This is a genomic window from Limnohabitans sp. YIMB22184 (assembly GCF_048020265.1).
In the GTDB taxonomy this organism is placed as follows: domain Bacteria; phylum Pseudomonadota; class Gammaproteobacteria; order Burkholderiales; family Burkholderiaceae_C; genus Limnohabitans_A.
In genome coordinates, this window is record NZ_CP171843.1 from 1,737,390 (window position 1) to 1,751,399 (window position 14,010).

Genomic DNA, 14,010 nt, shown 5'->3' on the forward strand with positions numbered 1-14,010 from the left:
TTAACCCTTGAGCGAATTGAGTTCGTCCACGTTGATGTTGTTCTTGTTGCGGAACAACAGCACCAGGATCGCCAGGCCAATGGCCGATTCGGCCGCAGCCACCGTGAGGATGAAGAACACGAACACTTGGCCGTGCATGTCACCCAGGTAGTGAGAGAACGCCACAAAGTTCATGTTCACGGCCAGCAACATCAACTCGATGGCCATGAGCAAAACAATCAGGTTCTTGCGGTTCAGGAAAATGCCGATCACGGCCAATGCGAACAGCATCGCGCCGAGCGACAGGAAGTGTCCCAGGGTCAGTGTCATCATTTGCTTTCCTCCGCAGCCGCCGCAACAGGAGCAGGCGCTGCTTGGGTCGGGGCCATCTTGACCACTTGCATGCGGTCAGCCGCACGCACCCGGACCTGGATGGACGGGTCGATCGCCTTGCTGTCCTTGCGCTCGCGCAGGGTCAGGGCAATCGCCGCGATCATGGCCACCAACAAAATGGCCGCCGCGATCTGGATCGGCATCAGGTACTCGGTGTAGAGCAAAATGCCCAGGGCTTTGGCGTTGTCCACGGGCACCGCACCCGTGGCCATGGCAGGCGCTTCTGACAGACGGAAACCGGACAGCAGCACAGCGGCCATCTCCAGGGCCACGATGGCCCCCAGTGTGGCTGCGAGCGGGAAGTTTTTCCAGAAGCCCCTGCGCACGGTGTCGATGTGGATGTCCAGCATCATCACCACGAACAGGAAGAGCACCATCACCGCGCCCAGGTACACCAGCACCAGCAAGATGGCCAGGAATTCGGCATGGAGCAGGAACCACACAGCCGATGCTTGCGAGAAAGCCAGCATGAGGAACAACACCGCATGCACAGGGTTGCGTGCGGTGACCACCCGGAAGGCTGCAAACAGCAGCACCACCGAGAAGAGGTAGAAGAAACCGGTCTTGACGTCCATAGGTCTGTCTTTTTAAGTGTTCAGGACTGGGCAGCGTTCAACGGTAAGGAGCGTCGGCGGCCTTGGCCGCAGCGATCTCTTTTTCGTAACGGTCGCCCACAGCCAGCAACATGTCCTTGGTGAAGTACAGGTCACCGCGTTTTTCGCCGTGGTATTCAAAAATGTGCGTCTCGACAATCGAATCGACCGGGCAGCTTTCTTCGCAAAAGCCGCAGAAGATGCACTTGGTGAGGTCGATGTCGTAGCGTGTGGTGCGGCGTGAACCGTCTTCGCGCTGGCCCGCTTCGATGGTGATGGCCATCGCGGGACACACGGCTTCGCACAGTTTGCACGCAATGCAGCGCTCTTCACCGTTGTCGTAGCGGCGCAGCGCGTGCAGGCCACGGAAACGCGGCGACAGCGGTGTTTTTTCTTCCGGGAACTGCACCGTCACCTTGCGGGCAAATGCGTAGCGTCCGGTCAGGGCCATACCCTTGAACAACTCCACGAGCATGAAGCTCTTGAGGAAGTCCTTGATCGAGAAATTGGAAGCAGTCATTGTGGTCATGGTCGTGCGCCGCTTATTTCCAGATGTTCCATGGCGAGTGGAGCCAAACGCCCACCACCAGCAGCCACACCAGGGTGACCGGGATGAAAATCTTCCAGCCCAGACGCATGATCTGGTCGTAACGGAAGCGCGGGAAAGTGGCGCGGATCCAGATGAACATGGACACGACCAGGAAAGTCTTGAGACCCAGCCAGATCCAGCCTGGAATGGCGTTGAACAAGGCGCTGTCGATGGGTGGCAACCAGCCGCCCAGGAACATGATCACAGCCAGGATGGACACCAGCCACATGCTGGCGTATTCGGCCAGGAAGAAGATGGCAAAGCCCATGCCCGAGTACTCGACCATGTGTCCGGCCACGATTTCGGCTTCACCTTCGACCACGTCAAAGGGGTGACGGTTGGTTTCGGCCACGCCCGAGATCAGGTACACCAGGAAAATCGGCAACAAAGGCAACCAGTTCCAGGACAGGAAACCCAAACCCATGTGGGCCATTTGGCCTTTGCCTTGCGCCAGCACGATTTCGGTCAGGTTCATGCTGCCCGAGACCATCAAGACCACCAGGAAGCAAAAGCCCATGGCGATTTCGTAGCTGACCATCTGGGCCGACGCACGCAACGCACCCAAAAAGGCGTACTTGGAGTTTGACGCCCAACCCGCGATGATCACGCCGTAGACCTCGATGGAGGTGATGGCCATCACCAGCATCAAACCTGCGTTGATGTTGGTCAGCGCCACTTCGGGACCAAAGGGAATCGCCACCCAGGCGGCCAGGGCCGGCATGATGGCCATGATGGGGCCGAGGCGGAACAAGCCCATGCTGGCCGCTGTCGGGTTGATCAGTTCCTTGGTCAGGAGCTTGAGCGCATCGGCAATCGGTTGCAACAAGCCCATGGGGCCCACACGGTTGGGGCCGTGGCGCACTTGCATGAAGCCCAGCAGCTTGCGCTCCCACAGCGTCAGGTAAGCCACAGCGCCCATCAAAGGCGCCAGGATGGCCACGATCTTGAGCAAGATCCAGAGCACGGGCCAGACCAAGTTGGCCCACCAACTGGCAGCGACCAAATTCAGGCCGCCGTTGTACAGAGCGTCAATCATGGGGTCACCTCCTGGCGGGCGTCTGCGGTCAGCTGCAAGGACGGCGCACGGCGAACGATGCTGTCGAGCTGGTAGATCGAAGCGCTCACGGGTGCTGCGGTTGTGGCGGTCAACGTGATCTCAGCGCGCGTGGCGTTCGAAGCCACCAAAGGCTTGGCCGTGGCACGGGCCAGCACCTCTTGCGAAGTTTCAAAAGACACACCCGGGATGTCGAGCAAATTAGCCAGCACACGCAGCACTTTCCAGGCAGGACGTGTCTCGGCCAAAGGCTTGACCACGGCATGGAAGCTTTGCAGGCGACCTTCGGCGTTGACAAAGGAACCCGATGTTTCGGTGAACGGCGCAATGGGCAACAACACGTCGCTGAAAGCCATGTTGGCTTTGAAGGGACTGAGTGTCACGACCATCTCGGCCTGACCCAAAGCCTGTGCAGCGGCGCTGCCTGCAGCGCTGTCGAACTCGGGTTCGGTGTTCAGCAAGATCGCGGCTTTCAAGCCACCGGCCAGCATTTGGCCCGCGTGCTTGCCACCGGTTTGCGGCTGGGCCCCGACCCACTGCGCGCCCACCGTGTTGGCCGCTTCGGTCAGGTAACCCACAGTCGCGCCGGTTTGCTCGGCGATCCAGTTGGCCAAGGCCAGCAGGCTCGATGCGTTGGCTGCGTGCGCTGCGGCATTGCCCAGCAACACGGCTTTGCGCTCGCCGCCCAACAAGGACTTGGCAATGGCTTGGGCCTGCACGGTGGCGTTGCCTGCCACAGGCGCTGCAACACCCTTCTCTGCCGCGATAGCTGCGGCTACATCGGCCAAGGCTTGCGCCCAGCCCGAAGCGTCGGTCAGCACGGCTTGCGCCACGGGCATGGCCCAGGCGTCGGCATGGCTGAAAGCTGCAGGCGTTGTGATGACATGGAGCTGAGCGCCATGGCGCACGGCGTGGCGCACGCGCAGGGCAAACAGCGGATGGTCCTTGCGCAGGTTGGAGCCCACCACCAGCACGCGCTGCAAAGTGGAAAGCGATGCGATCGATGTGCCCAGCGTGCGCACGCCTTCGGCAGCGCCAAATTCAGCGTTGCGCAGACGGTAATCGATGTTGTCCGAACCCAGGCCGCGCATCAAAGCGCCAGCCAGGTACAACTCTTCCAAGGTGCTGTGCGGGCTGACCAATGCGCCGATGCTGTTGGCGCCGTGGTCGCGCTGGATGTTGCGCAGGCCATTGGCCACGTATTCAAGGGCGGTCTGCCAGTCGACGGTTTTCCACTCGCCGCCCTGCTTGAGCATGGGCTGGGTCAAGCGGTCGGCGCCGTTGAGTGCTTCGTAAGAGAAGCGGTCACGGTCGGCTATCCAACACTCGTTGACTTCTTCGTTCTCGAGCGGCACGACACGCATGACCTGGTTGTTCTTGACCTGCACAACCAGGTTGGCACCGGACGAGTCGTGTGCCGCAATCGACTTGCGGCGAGACAACTCCCAAGTGCGGGCGTGGTAGCGGAAAGGCTTGCTGGTCAAAGCGCCCACAGGACAGATGTCGATCATGTTGCCCGACAGTTCGGAGTCGATGGTCTGGCCCAGGAAGGTTTCGATCTCGGCATGCTCGCCACGGTGGGACATGCCCAACTCCATGGCACCCGCCACTTCCTGGCCAAAGCGCACGCAGCGTGTGCAATGGATGCAGCGGCTCATCTCTTCCATGGAGATCAGTGGGCCGACTTCCTTGTGAAAGACCACGCGCTTTTCTTCTTCGTAACGCGATTGCGTGCCGCCGTAACCCACGGCCAGGTCTTGCAACTGGCACTCACCGCCCTGGTCGCAAATGGGGCAATCGAGCGGGTGGTTGATCAGCAAAAACTCCATGACCGACTTCTGCGCCGCAATGGCTTTGTCGCTCTTGGTGCGCACGATCATGCCTTGCGTCACCGGCGTGGCGCAGGCGGGCATGGGCTTGGGGGCTTTTTCGACCTCGACCAGGCACATGCGGCAGTTGGCCGCGATGGAGAGTTTCTTGTGGTAGCAGAAATGGGGGATGTAGGTGCCGGCTTTTTCAGCAGCATGCATCACCATGCTGCCTTCGGCAACTTCCACTTTCTGACCGTCGAGTTCTATTTCAACCATGGGTCTTCACCGTTGTCACATCAGCGCCAACCATGCAGGTCTTGTGCTCGATGTGGTGTACAAATTCGTGACGGAAATGCTTGAGCATGCCGCGCACCGGCATGGCCGCTGCATCGCCCAAGGCGCAAATCGTGCGGCCCATGATGTTGCCGGCCACGCTGTCGAGCATGTCGATGTCGCTGGCACGGCCCTGGCCGTTTTCAATGCGGTCGACCATGCGCCAGAGCCATCCTGTGCCTTCGCGGCAAGGCGTGCACTGACCGCAGGATTCGTGCGAGTAGAAGTAAGACAAACGGGCCAAGGCCTTGACCATGCAGCGCGTCTCGTCCATGACGATCACCGCGCCCGAACCCAACATCGAGCCGCCCTCTTTGGCGATGCTGTCGTAGTCCATGGTCAAGGTCATCATCAAGTCGGCCGGAATCACAGGCGAAGACGAACCGCCGGGGATCACAGCCTTGAGCTTGCGGCCACCGCGTACGCCACCGGCGAGCTCGAGCAGCTTGGCAAACGGTGTGCCCATGGGCACTTCGTAGTTGCCGGGGCGTTCCACGTCGCCGCTGACCGAGAATATCTTGGTGCCGCCGTTGTTGGGCTTGCCGCATTCCAGGTACGCCTGGCCACCGTTGCGAATGATCCAGGGCACCGCTGCGAAGGTCTCGGTGTTGTTGATGGTGGTGGGCTTGCCGTACAGGCCAAAGCTTGCAGGAAACGGTGGCTTGAAGCGCGGCTGGCCTTTTTTGCCTTCCAGCGATTCGAGCAGCGCGGTTTCTTCGCCGCAGATGTAAGCGCCAAAACCGTGCGAGGCGTGCAACTGGAAGCTGAAGGTGCTGCCCAGGATGTTATTACCCAGATAGCCTGCTGCGCGAGCTTCTTCGAGGGCCGCTTCAAAGCGCTCGTAGGTGTGGAAAATTTCACCGTGGATGTAGTTGTAACCCACGCTGATGCCCATGGCATAAGCCGCGATGATCATGCCTTCAATCACCGTGTGGGGGTTGTACTCCATGATGTCGCGGTCTTTGCAGGTGCCCGGCTCGCCTTCGTCCGAGTTGCAGACCAGGTACTTCTGACCGGGGAACTGGCGGGGCATGAAGCTCCACTTGAGGCCCGTGGGGAAGCCCGCACCGCCGCGACCACGCAGGCCGGATTCCTTGACGGTGGCGATCACCTGGTCTTGGGTCATGCCCGCCACACCGGTTTCGGCGTTCGGCGCACTGCCGTCTTTGCCCAAAATTTTGCGCAAGGCGGCATAGCCGCCGCGCGCTTCGTAATCTTTAATGCCCCAATTGCGACCATTCAGGCCCGCATAGATTTGCGGATTGATGTGGCGGTCGTGGAAGCAGGTTTCCACTCCCGTGGCCTGGAATTGGCTCAGGATTTGTTCGACTTTCATCAGGCGGCCTCGGCTTTCTTCAGGCTGTCAACGAGTTGGTCGAGTTTTTCATGACTCATGAAGCTGCACATGTGGCGGTCATTCACCAGCAGCACCGGCGCATCGGCGCAAGCGCCTTGGCACTCACTGGGCTGCAAAGTGAACAGGCCGTCGGCCGTGGTTTCACCGGCGTGCACACCCAGCTTGTGCTCCAGGTGCTCGAGGGCCTTTTGACCACCGCGCAACTGGCAAGGCAGGTTGGTGCAAACGTTCAGCTTGAACTTGCCCACCGGCTTTTGGTTGTACATGTTGTAGAAGGTGGTCACTTCGTGGACCGCCATCAACGGCATGCCCAGGTACTCGGCCACGACCTGCTCGCTGTCGGGGCTGACCCAGCCCTGTTCTTGCTGCACGATCGACAGACAGGCCATGACGGCCGACTGCTTCTGGTCTGCAGGGAACTTGGCGACTTCACGCGCAAAGCGCGCTTTGGTTGACTCAGAGATCATCGGTCAATCTCTCCAAAAACGATGTCCATGGTCCCGATGATCGCGACCGCATCGGCCAGCATGTGGCCTTTGGCCATTTCATCGAGGGTGGCCAAATGGGCAAAGCCCGGGGCGCGAATTTTCAGGCGGTAGGGCTTGTTGGCACCATCGCTCACCATGTAGATGCCGAACTCGCCTTTCGGGTGCTCGACAGCGGCATAGGCCTCGCCTTCGGGCACATGAAAACCTTCGGTGAAGAGCTTGAAGTGGTGGATCAAGTCTTCCATGTTGGACTTCATGCCCTCGCGCGAAGGCGGCGCCACCTTGTGGTTGTCAGTGATGACGGGGCCGGGGTTGGCACGCAACCAGGCCACGCACTGCTGGATGATGCGGTTGGACTCGCGCATCTCTTGCACGCGCACCAAGTAACGGTCGTAACTGTCACCGGTCTTGCCCACCGGCACGTCGAATTCGACTTTGTCGTAGGCGTCGTAGGGCTGCTTTTTACGCAAGTCCCAGGCGAAGCCCGAGCCACGCAGCATGGGACCGGTCATGCCCAGATTCAGAGCGCGCTCAGGAGCCACCACGCCAATACCAACCGTGCGCTGTTTCCAGATGCGGTTATCGGTCAGCAGGGTTTCGTACTCGTCCACACACTTGGGAAAACGCTGCGTGAAATCGTCGATGAAATCCAGCAGGGAACCCTGGCGGTTCTTGTTCATCTCGGCGATGGTCTTGGCGTTCTTGACCTTGCTGGCCTTGTACTGCGGCATGCTGTCAGGCAGGTCACGGTAAACACCACCGGGGCGGAAATACGCGGCATGCATGCGGGCGCCAGACACGGCTTCATACATGTCAAACAGGTCTTCACGCTCGCGGAAGGTGTAGATCAGGATGGTCGAGCTGCCGCAGTCGTTGCCGTGCGAGCCGAGCCACATGAGGTGGTTCAGGATGCGGGTGATTTCAGAGAACATCACGCGGATGTACTGGGCGCGCATCGGCACTTCCAGACCCAGCATCTTTTCAATGGCCAGGCAGTAAGCGTGCTCGTTGCACATCATCGACACATAGTCCAGACGGTCCATGTAGGGCAGCGACTGGATGTAGGTCTTGTGCTCGGCCAGCTTTTCGGTGGCGCGGTGCAACAGACCAATGTGCGGGTCGGCGCGTTGAACCACTTCGCCGTCCAACTCGAGAACCAGGCGCAACACACCGTGTGCGGCCGGGTGCTGGGGGCCGAAGTTCAGGGTGTAATTCTTGATTTCGGCCATATCAGTTCAGGCCTCCGTAGTTGTCTTCGCGGATGATGCGCGGGGTGATTTCGCGCGGCTCAATGCTCACCGGCTCGTAAATCACGCGCTGACGCTCGGCGTCGTAGCGCATTTCAACGTGACCCGACAGCGGGAAGTCCTTGCGGAAGGGGTGACCAATGAAACCGTAGTCGGTGAGGATGCGGCGCAGGTCGTTGTGGCCTTCGAACACGATGCCGTACAAGTCAAACGCTTCGCGCTCGTACCAGCTGGCCGAGTTCCAAATCGCGTTGACCGAGTCGACCAAAGGCAGGTCGTCGTCAGGGCACAGCACCTTGACGCGCACACGCTGGTTCAGGCTCACCGACAGCAAGTGCACGGTCACACCGAAACGGGGACCGTCGGTGCCCACTTCGCGGTAAGTGGAATAGTCCACACCCGCCAAGTCAATCAGTTGTTCAAATTGGCAGCCCGGCGCATCGCGCAAGGTTTGCATGACGCCCAGGTAATGCTGAGCGTTCACATGAACAGTCACCTCACCCAAAGCGATGGAAATGCTCTGAACACGGTCATCCAAGGCCAATGCCAAGGTGTCTTGCAGGTCTTCAGGGCGAATGGCGAAATTGGTCATCGTCATTCCCTTCAGGCGCGCGCGATGGTGTGCGTGCGGCGGATTTTCTGCTGCAGCTGGATGATGCCGTAAATCAGCGCTTCGGCTGTGGGCGGGCAGCCCGGCACGTACACATCCACCGGTACGATGCGGTCGCAACCGCGCACCACGGAGTAGCTGTAGTGGTAGTAACCACCACCATTGGCACATGAGCCCATGGAGATCACCCAGCGTGGCTCGGACATCTGGTCGTACACCTTGCGCAGGGCGGGCGCCATCTTGTTGCACAGGGTGCCAGCCACGATCATCAAGTCGGCTTGGCGTGGACTGGCGCGGAACACCTCGGCACCAAAGCGGGCCAGGTCATAGCGGGCTGTGGCCGAATGCATCATCTCAACCGCACAGCAAGCCAGACCAAATGTCATGGGCCAGAGCGAGCCGGTTTTGGCCCAATTCACCACCGAGTCGTAACTCGTGGTGATGAAGCCCTCTTTCATCACGCCTTCAATCATTTTTTGTCCTTAAGCAAGCTGAATGTTGCCGTCAGTGCGAATGTTCATTCCCAGTCCAGAGCGCCTTTTTTCCACTCGTAGACAAAGCCCACGACCAGAATGGCCAGAAAAATCACCACAGCCAAGAAGCCGGCCATGCCCACTTCCTTGAGGGCCACAGCCCAAGGGAACAAGAACGCGATTTCCAGATCGAACAAGATGAACAGGATGGCCACCAGGTAGTAGCGCACATCGAACTTCATGCGGGCATCCTCAAAGGCTTCGAAGCCGCATTCATAGGGGGAGTTTTTTTCCGCGTCAGGTCGGTTGGGGCCAAGGATGTAGCCCAAAACCTGGGGAATGATGCCGACAGCAATGCCGACCAAAATGAACAAGAGAATGGGGAGGTATTGTTCGAGGTTCATCTTGAGACTGACGGTATCACCGAATGAAACACCCAAGCCTGTCGGCTTGGGCTTTTCTGTTTGTCTGGTGCCGTCGGCGAGACTCGAACTCGCACAGCTTTCGCCACTACCCCCTCAAGATAGCGTGTCTACCAATTTCACCACGACGGCTGGATACATTTGCCCAGGTTGCATGAGGTGCGCCAAATGGCGCATTTCGCTCTCCGGACGATCTCGAATTTTACTCTGAAAAGCTCACCATTTCCTTTCAAAACCCGGGAAAATTGTGCACAGCAGCAAAGCTGAACGGTAGCTTACTTGGCGGGTGCCGGTGGCACGCTGTTGTCAGGCTTGGCGATGGGCGTGTTACCCGGAATTTGAGCGGCAGTGCTGCTGTCCACAGGCGTTGCTGGCGCGGGGGCCGTCACTGCGGCGCCCTCGAGCACGCTGCCCGAAGGTGCTGCGGGACGCGCGTTGCTGAAATAAGCCAAGGCCAATGTGCACACAAAGAACACCGCCGCCAACACCGCCGTGGTGCGCGACAGGAAGTTGGCCCCGCCTGTTGCACCAAACAAACTGCCCGAACCACCGCTGCCAAAAGCTGCACCCATGTCAGCGCCCTTGCCGTGCTGGATCAGGATCAGGCCAATCATGGCCAGTGCCGACAACATCTGGACCACCAAAATCAAAGTCAACATCACGCTCATCAGGATTCTCCGAACAATCTAAAAAAACAGGGGATTGAAAGCTCAACGCGAAGCGGCCTTCAACATGGTCAAAAACTCGGACGCCTTCAGCGCCGCACCACCGATCAAACCACCATCCACATCAGGCTGGGCCAGCAAATCGGCAGCGTTGGCGGCATTCATGCTGCCGCCGTACAAAATCGATACACGGTCCGCATGCGCGGTGGCCGCTTGCAACTGTGCCCGCAAAACCGCGTGCACGTGTTGCGCTTGCTCAGGGGTCGCCGTCAATCCGGTGCCAATCGCCCAAACCGGCTCATAGGCCACAACGATCTCGCTGATGCAATGGCCATTGGTGTGAATGACCGCTGCCAATTGTCGCTTGACCACCGCTTCGGTTTGACCCGCATCGCGCTCGGCCAGGCTCTCGCCCACGCACACGATGGGGGTGATGCCCGCCGCCAATGCGCGTTGGGCTTTGCTGGCCACGGTCACATCCGATTCGCCGTGGTATTGACGGCGCTCCGAGTGACCCACGATGCAGTAGCGCACCGCAAAGTCACGCAACATGTCGGCAGACACCTCGCCCGTGTAAGCGCCTGCTTCGTGGGCAGACACATCTTGTGCACCCAGAGCCAGGGCCGATCCGGCCAACAAGGCTTGCGCTTGCGCCAAATATGGCGCAGGCACACACACCGCCGCACGGCAAGTCAAGCCGCCCATGACTGCCAACACCTCGGACAACAAAGAAGCATTGGCAGCGAGGCTGCCATTCATCTTCCAGTTGCCGACCATCAACTTGGCTGCCATCGTCGTCACCAGGTCACCACCAACTTGCCCACATGCTGGTTGGTCTCCATCAGGGCATGGGCTTGCGCCGCGCCCGAGGGCAGACCACCACCCGCCTCCACCGCGCCAAACACGCTGTGGATGACCGGCTTGATGCGGCCAGACTCGATCCAGGGCCAAACGATTTGGCGCAAAGACCGAGCAATGGCGGCTTTGAAAGCCACAGGCCGTGGACGCAAGGTCGAGCCGGTGATGGTCAAACGGCGGCGCAAGACCAAGCCCGCATTGAACTCGCTTTTGACGCCGCCCTGCACCGCGATGATGACCAGTCGGCCGTCTTCGGCCAGGGCCTCGACTTCACGCGCCACATAGTCGCCTGCGACCATGTCCAAAATCACGTTCACACCCACGCCGCCCGTCAGGCGCTTGGCCTCAGCCACGAAATCGGTGGTTTTGTAATTGATGGCATGGTCTGCACCCAAGGCCAGGCAAGCCTGGCATTTGTCGTCAGAACCCGCCGTGGCGATCACCGTCGCACCTGCGGCCTTGGCCATCTGGATGGCCGTGACGCCGATGCCGCTGGTGCCACCCTGAATCAACAGGGTATCGCCCGCTTGCAAACGACCACGATCAAACACATTGCTCCACACCGTGAAGAAGGTCTCGGGCAGCGAGGCGGCTTCTGTGTCGGTCAGGCCTTTGGGCACGGGCAAACACTGCGCCACCGGGGCCACGCACAATTGCGCATAGCCACCACCCGCCACCAGGGCGCACACGCGGTCACCCACGGCCAAGCCCGCTTCGGCTATGGCCGCAGCATCACCCGACACCACCACGCCCGCCACCTCAAGGCCCGGAATGTCGGAGGCACCCGGTGGTATGGGGTAGTTACCGGTGCGTTGCAGCACATCGGGGCGGTTGATGCCGCTGGCCGACACACGAATGAGCAACTCCCCTGCCCCGGCTACGGGGTCGGGACGGGAGCCAGGCACCAGCACCTCGGGGGCACCGTAGCTTTGGATTTCGATGACGTTCATGGTGAATCCACATGACTTCGGGTGATCACTGACCACCCGAACCAACGTTGTTTAGCCCTGAGCTGGACGGTCCAGCAACGCCTTCATGGACAGCTTGATGCGGCCTTTTTCGTCGGTTTCCATGACCTTGACCTTGACGATCTGGCCTTCGCTCAGGTAGTCGGTCACTTTTTCAACGCGCTCATGGGCGATCTGGCTGATGTGCAACAGACCGTCTTTACCGGGCAGCAAGTTGATCAAGGCACCGAAATCCAGAATCTTGGTCACTGGGCCTTCATAGACCTTGCCGATTTCGACTTCGGCCGTGATCTGCTCGATGCGCTTCTTGGCGATGTCGGCCTTCTCGCCGTCGGTCGCCGCGATGGTGATCGTGCCGTCTTCCTCGATGTTGATCTGGCAGCCGGTTTCTTCGGTCAGGGCGCGAATGGTGGCGCCGCCCTTGCCGATCACGTCACGGATTTTCTCGGGGTTGATCTTCATGGTGAAGAGCTTGGGCGCGAAATCGGACACTTCGGTGTTGGCTTCGCTCATCGCTTCTTGCATCTTGCCCAGAATGTGCATGCGGGCTTCTTTGGCCTGGGCCAAAGCGACTTGCATGATTTCCTTGGTGATACCCTGGATCTTGATGTCCATCTGCAAAGCGGTGATGCCGTTGGTGGTGCCGGCCACTTTGAAGTCCATGTCGCCCAGGTGATCTTCGTCACCCAGGATGTCGGTCAACACCGCAAAGCGGTTGTCTTCCTTGATCAGGCCCATGGCGATACCGGCCACGTGGGCTTTCATCGGCACGCCCGCATCCATCATCGACAGGCAGCCACCGCAGACCGAAGCCATGGACGAAGAACCGTTCGATTCGGTGATCTCGGACACCACACGCAAGGTGTAAGGGAACTCTTCTTTGCTTGGCAACACAGCAGCCAAAGCACGCTTGGCCAGACGGCCGTGACCGATTTCACGGCGCTTGGTCGAACCCATGCGGCCCACTTCGCCGGTGGCAAAGGGAGGCATGTTGTAGTGGAACATGAAGCGGTCTTCGAACTCGCCAGCCAGCGCGTCGATGCGCTGGGCGTCGCGCTCGGTGCCCAAGGTGGTGATGACCAAAGCCTGGGTTTCGCCACGAGTGAACAAGGCCGAGCCGTGTGTGCGAGGCAGCACGCTGTTGCGGATTTCGATGGGGCGCACGGTGCGGGTGTCGCGGCCGTCAATGCGGGGCTCACCGGCCAGGATCTGGCTGCGCACGATGCGCGCTTCGATTTCGAACAGCAGGTTGTCGAGCTTGACGGGGTCAAACGCCACGCCCTCTTCGGCCAAAGCCACTTTGACCGAAGCGTAGGCTTCGCGGCAAGCGTGTGTGCGGGCTTGCTTGTTGCGGATCTGGTAAGCCGCGCGCAGCTTCTCTTCAGCCAATGTGGCCAGTTTGGCTTCAAAAGCGGTGTCGCGGGCAGGCGCTTGCCAGTCCCACACGGGCTTGCCGGCTTCGCGCACCAGCTCGTGGATCGCGTTGATGGCAATCGCCGACTGCTCGTGGCCATACACCACGCCGCCCAACATGATTTCTTCGGACAGTTGCTGGGCTTCGGATTCGACCATCAGCACAGCAGCTTCGGTACCAGCCACCACCAGATCCATCACGCTGTCTTTGCGCTGAGTTTGGCCTGGGTTCAGGACGTATTCGCCGTTGATGTAGCCCACGCGCGCAGCGCCGATGGGGCCGTTGAACGGGATACCCGAGATGGACAAGGCGGCAGACACGGCGATCATCGCAGCGATGTCGGCATCGACTTCAGGGTTCAAAGACACGGTGTGGATGACCACGTGCACGTCGTTGTAGAAACCTTCGGGGAACAGAGGACGGATCGGACGGTCGATCAGGCGGCTCGTCAGGGTCTCGTGCTCGCTGGGCTTGGCTTCACGCTTGAAGAAGCTGCCAGGGATCTTGCCTGCAGCGTAAGTCTTCTCGATGTAATCGACGGTGAGGGGGAAGAAGTCTTGACCGGCTTTGGCGATCTTGGAACCCACGACGGTGGCCAGCACCACGGTGCCTTCCATGTCGAGCAGCACAGCGCCGCCTGCTTGGCGAGCGACTTCGCCGGTTTCCATCTTGACCGTATGCTGGCCCCACTGGAAGGTTTTGGTGACTTTGTTGAAAATGGACATGTTCAGAACTCCTGAAAACAAAAGCGCATGA

15 protein-coding genes and 1 tRNA gene are annotated in these 14,010 nt (G+C 59.8%); all 16 read right to left on the bottom strand.

The window, feature by feature from the left end; translation table 11 throughout:
• The gene (gene nuoK, locus ACHEXL_RS08055; RefSeq protein ID WP_100119811.1) at window positions 1-309 is read right to left on the bottom strand and encodes an NADH-quinone oxidoreductase subunit NuoK; all 309 of its coding nucleotides are present in this window, start codon (window positions 307-309) and stop codon (window positions 1-3) included.
• A complete protein-coding gene (locus ACHEXL_RS08060; protein ID WP_416558821.1) occupies window positions 309-947 on the bottom strand; it encodes an NADH-quinone oxidoreductase subunit J in 639 nt (212 codons plus the stop codon). Before ACHEXL_RS08060 ends, nuoK begins: the two co-directional genes overlap by 1 nt.
• 37 nt (window positions 948-984) lie before the next feature.
• On the bottom strand, window positions 985-1,485 hold the full coding sequence (nuoI, locus tag ACHEXL_RS08065; RefSeq protein ID WP_369907564.1) for an NADH-quinone oxidoreductase subunit NuoI: 501 nt from the start codon (window positions 1,483-1,485) through the stop codon (window positions 985-987).
• 22 nt (window positions 1,486-1,507) lie between these two features.
• Window positions 1,508-2,590 carry an NADH-quinone oxidoreductase subunit NuoH gene (nuoH, locus tag ACHEXL_RS08070; protein ID WP_416558822.1) on the bottom strand — a complete coding sequence of 361 codons (1,083 nt, stop codon included), beginning with the start codon at window positions 2,588-2,590 and terminating at the stop codon, window positions 1,508-1,510.
• Window positions 2,587-4,695 carry an NADH-quinone oxidoreductase subunit NuoG gene (gene nuoG / locus ACHEXL_RS08075; RefSeq protein ID WP_416558823.1) on the bottom strand — a complete coding sequence of 703 codons (2,109 nt, stop codon included), beginning with the start codon at window positions 4,693-4,695 and terminating at the stop codon, window positions 2,587-2,589. The genes nuoH and nuoG overlap by 4 nt, the downstream gene beginning before the upstream one ends.
• A complete protein-coding gene (gene nuoF / locus ACHEXL_RS08080) occupies window positions 4,688-6,088 on the bottom strand; it encodes an NADH-quinone oxidoreductase subunit NuoF (protein WP_416558824.1) in 1,401 nt (466 codons plus the stop codon). The genes nuoG and nuoF overlap by 8 nt, the downstream gene beginning before the upstream one ends.
• Window positions 6,088-6,576, bottom strand: coding sequence for an NADH-quinone oxidoreductase subunit NuoE (nuoE, locus tag ACHEXL_RS08085; RefSeq protein WP_416558825.1), 489 nt, complete (start codon window positions 6,574-6,576; stop codon window positions 6,088-6,090). Before nuoE ends, nuoF begins: the two co-directional genes overlap by 1 nt.
• On the bottom strand, window positions 6,573-7,826 hold the full coding sequence (locus ACHEXL_RS08090; protein ID WP_416558826.1) for an NADH-quinone oxidoreductase subunit D: 1,254 nt from the start codon (window positions 7,824-7,826) through the stop codon (window positions 6,573-6,575). Before ACHEXL_RS08090 ends, nuoE begins: the two co-directional genes overlap by 4 nt.
• 1 nt (window position 7,827) lies before the next feature.
• On the bottom strand, window positions 7,828-8,436 hold the full coding sequence (locus tag ACHEXL_RS08095) for an NADH-quinone oxidoreductase subunit C (protein WP_416558827.1): 609 nt from the start codon (window positions 8,434-8,436) through the stop codon (window positions 7,828-7,830).
• Window positions 8,437-8,447: 11 nt separating this feature from the next.
• Complete coding sequence (locus ACHEXL_RS08100) at window positions 8,448-8,927, bottom strand: NuoB/complex I 20 kDa subunit family protein (protein WP_019428571.1); 480 nt, start codon at window positions 8,925-8,927, stop codon at window positions 8,448-8,450.
• 44 nt (window positions 8,928-8,971) lie between these two features.
• Complete coding sequence (locus tag ACHEXL_RS08105; protein ID WP_416558828.1) at window positions 8,972-9,331, bottom strand: NADH-quinone oxidoreductase subunit A; 360 nt, start codon at window positions 9,329-9,331, stop codon at window positions 8,972-8,974.
• A 65-nt stretch (window positions 9,332-9,396) separates the two neighbouring features.
• Window positions 9,397-9,481, bottom strand: a tRNA-Leu gene (locus ACHEXL_RS08110).
• A gap of 143 nt (window positions 9,482-9,624) precedes the next feature.
• Window positions 9,625-10,017 (bottom strand): preprotein translocase subunit SecG, encoded by a 393-nt coding sequence (gene secG / locus ACHEXL_RS08115; RefSeq protein WP_416558829.1) that lies wholly within the window; start codon window positions 10,015-10,017, stop codon window positions 9,625-9,627.
• A 42-nt stretch (window positions 10,018-10,059) separates the two neighbouring features.
• Window positions 10,060-10,806 (bottom strand): triose-phosphate isomerase, encoded by a 747-nt coding sequence (tpiA, locus tag ACHEXL_RS08120; RefSeq protein ID WP_416558830.1) that lies wholly within the window; start codon window positions 10,804-10,806, stop codon window positions 10,060-10,062.
• A 5-nt stretch (window positions 10,807-10,811) separates the two neighbouring features.
• A complete protein-coding gene (locus ACHEXL_RS08125) occupies window positions 10,812-11,822 on the bottom strand; it encodes an NAD(P)H-quinone oxidoreductase (RefSeq protein WP_416558831.1) in 1,011 nt (336 codons plus the stop codon).
• A gap of 51 nt (window positions 11,823-11,873) precedes the next feature.
• Entirely contained in the window at window positions 11,874-13,979 is a 2,106-nt protein-coding gene (pnp, locus tag ACHEXL_RS08130; RefSeq protein ID WP_416558832.1) for a polyribonucleotide nucleotidyltransferase, read from the bottom strand.
• Window positions 13,980-14,010 lie beyond the last annotated feature (31 nt).

What these genes read in the sequence shown, in the direction of transcription:
- nuoK (WP_100119811.1), bottom strand. Translation starts at nt 309, where the DNA reads ATGACACTGACCCTGGGACACTTCCTGTCGCTCGGCGCGATGCTGTTC.
- ACHEXL_RS08060 (WP_416558821.1), bottom strand. Translation starts at nt 947, where the DNA reads ATGGACGTCAAGACCGGTTTCTTCTACCTCTTCTCGGTGGTGCTGCTG.
- nuoI (WP_369907564.1), bottom strand. Translation starts at nt 1,485, where the DNA reads ATGACTGCTTCCAATTTCTCGATCAAGGACTTCCTCAAGAGCTTCATG.
- nuoH (WP_416558822.1), bottom strand. Translation starts at nt 2,590, where the DNA reads ATGATTGACGCTCTGTACAACGGCGGCCTGAATTTGGTCGCTGCCAGT.
- nuoG (WP_416558823.1), bottom strand. Translation starts at nt 4,695, where the DNA reads ATGGTTGAAATAGAACTCGACGGTCAGAAAGTGGAAGTTGCCGAAGGC.
- nuoF (WP_416558824.1), bottom strand. Translation starts at nt 6,088, where the DNA reads ATGAAAGTCGAACAAATCCTGAGCCAATTCCAGGCCACGGGAGTGGAA.
- nuoE (WP_416558825.1), bottom strand. Translation starts at nt 6,576, where the DNA reads ATGATCTCTGAGTCAACCAAAGCGCGCTTTGCGCGTGAAGTCGCCAAG.
- ACHEXL_RS08090 (WP_416558826.1), bottom strand. Translation starts at nt 7,826, where the DNA reads ATGGCCGAAATCAAGAATTACACCCTGAACTTCGGCCCCCAGCACCCG.
- ACHEXL_RS08095 (WP_416558827.1), bottom strand. Translation starts at nt 8,436, where the DNA reads ATGACCAATTTCGCCATTCGCCCTGAAGACCTGCAAGACACCTTGGCA.
- ACHEXL_RS08100 (WP_019428571.1), bottom strand. Translation starts at nt 8,927, where the DNA reads ATGATTGAAGGCGTGATGAAAGAGGGCTTCATCACCACGAGTTACGAC.
- ACHEXL_RS08105 (WP_416558828.1), bottom strand. Translation starts at nt 9,331, where the DNA reads ATGAACCTCGAACAATACCTCCCCATTCTCTTGTTCATTTTGGTCGGC.
- secG (WP_416558829.1), bottom strand. Translation starts at nt 10,017, where the DNA reads ATGAGCGTGATGTTGACTTTGATTTTGGTGGTCCAGATGTTGTCGGCA.
- tpiA (WP_416558830.1), bottom strand. Translation starts at nt 10,806, where the DNA reads ATGGCAGCCAAGTTGATGGTCGGCAACTGGAAGATGAATGGCAGCCTC.
- ACHEXL_RS08125 (WP_416558831.1), bottom strand. Translation starts at nt 11,822, where the DNA reads ATGAACGTCATCGAAATCCAAAGCTACGGTGCCCCCGAGGTGCTGGTG.
- pnp (WP_416558832.1), bottom strand. Translation starts at nt 13,979, where the DNA reads ATGTCCATTTTCAACAAAGTCACCAAAACCTTCCAGTGGGGCCAGCAT.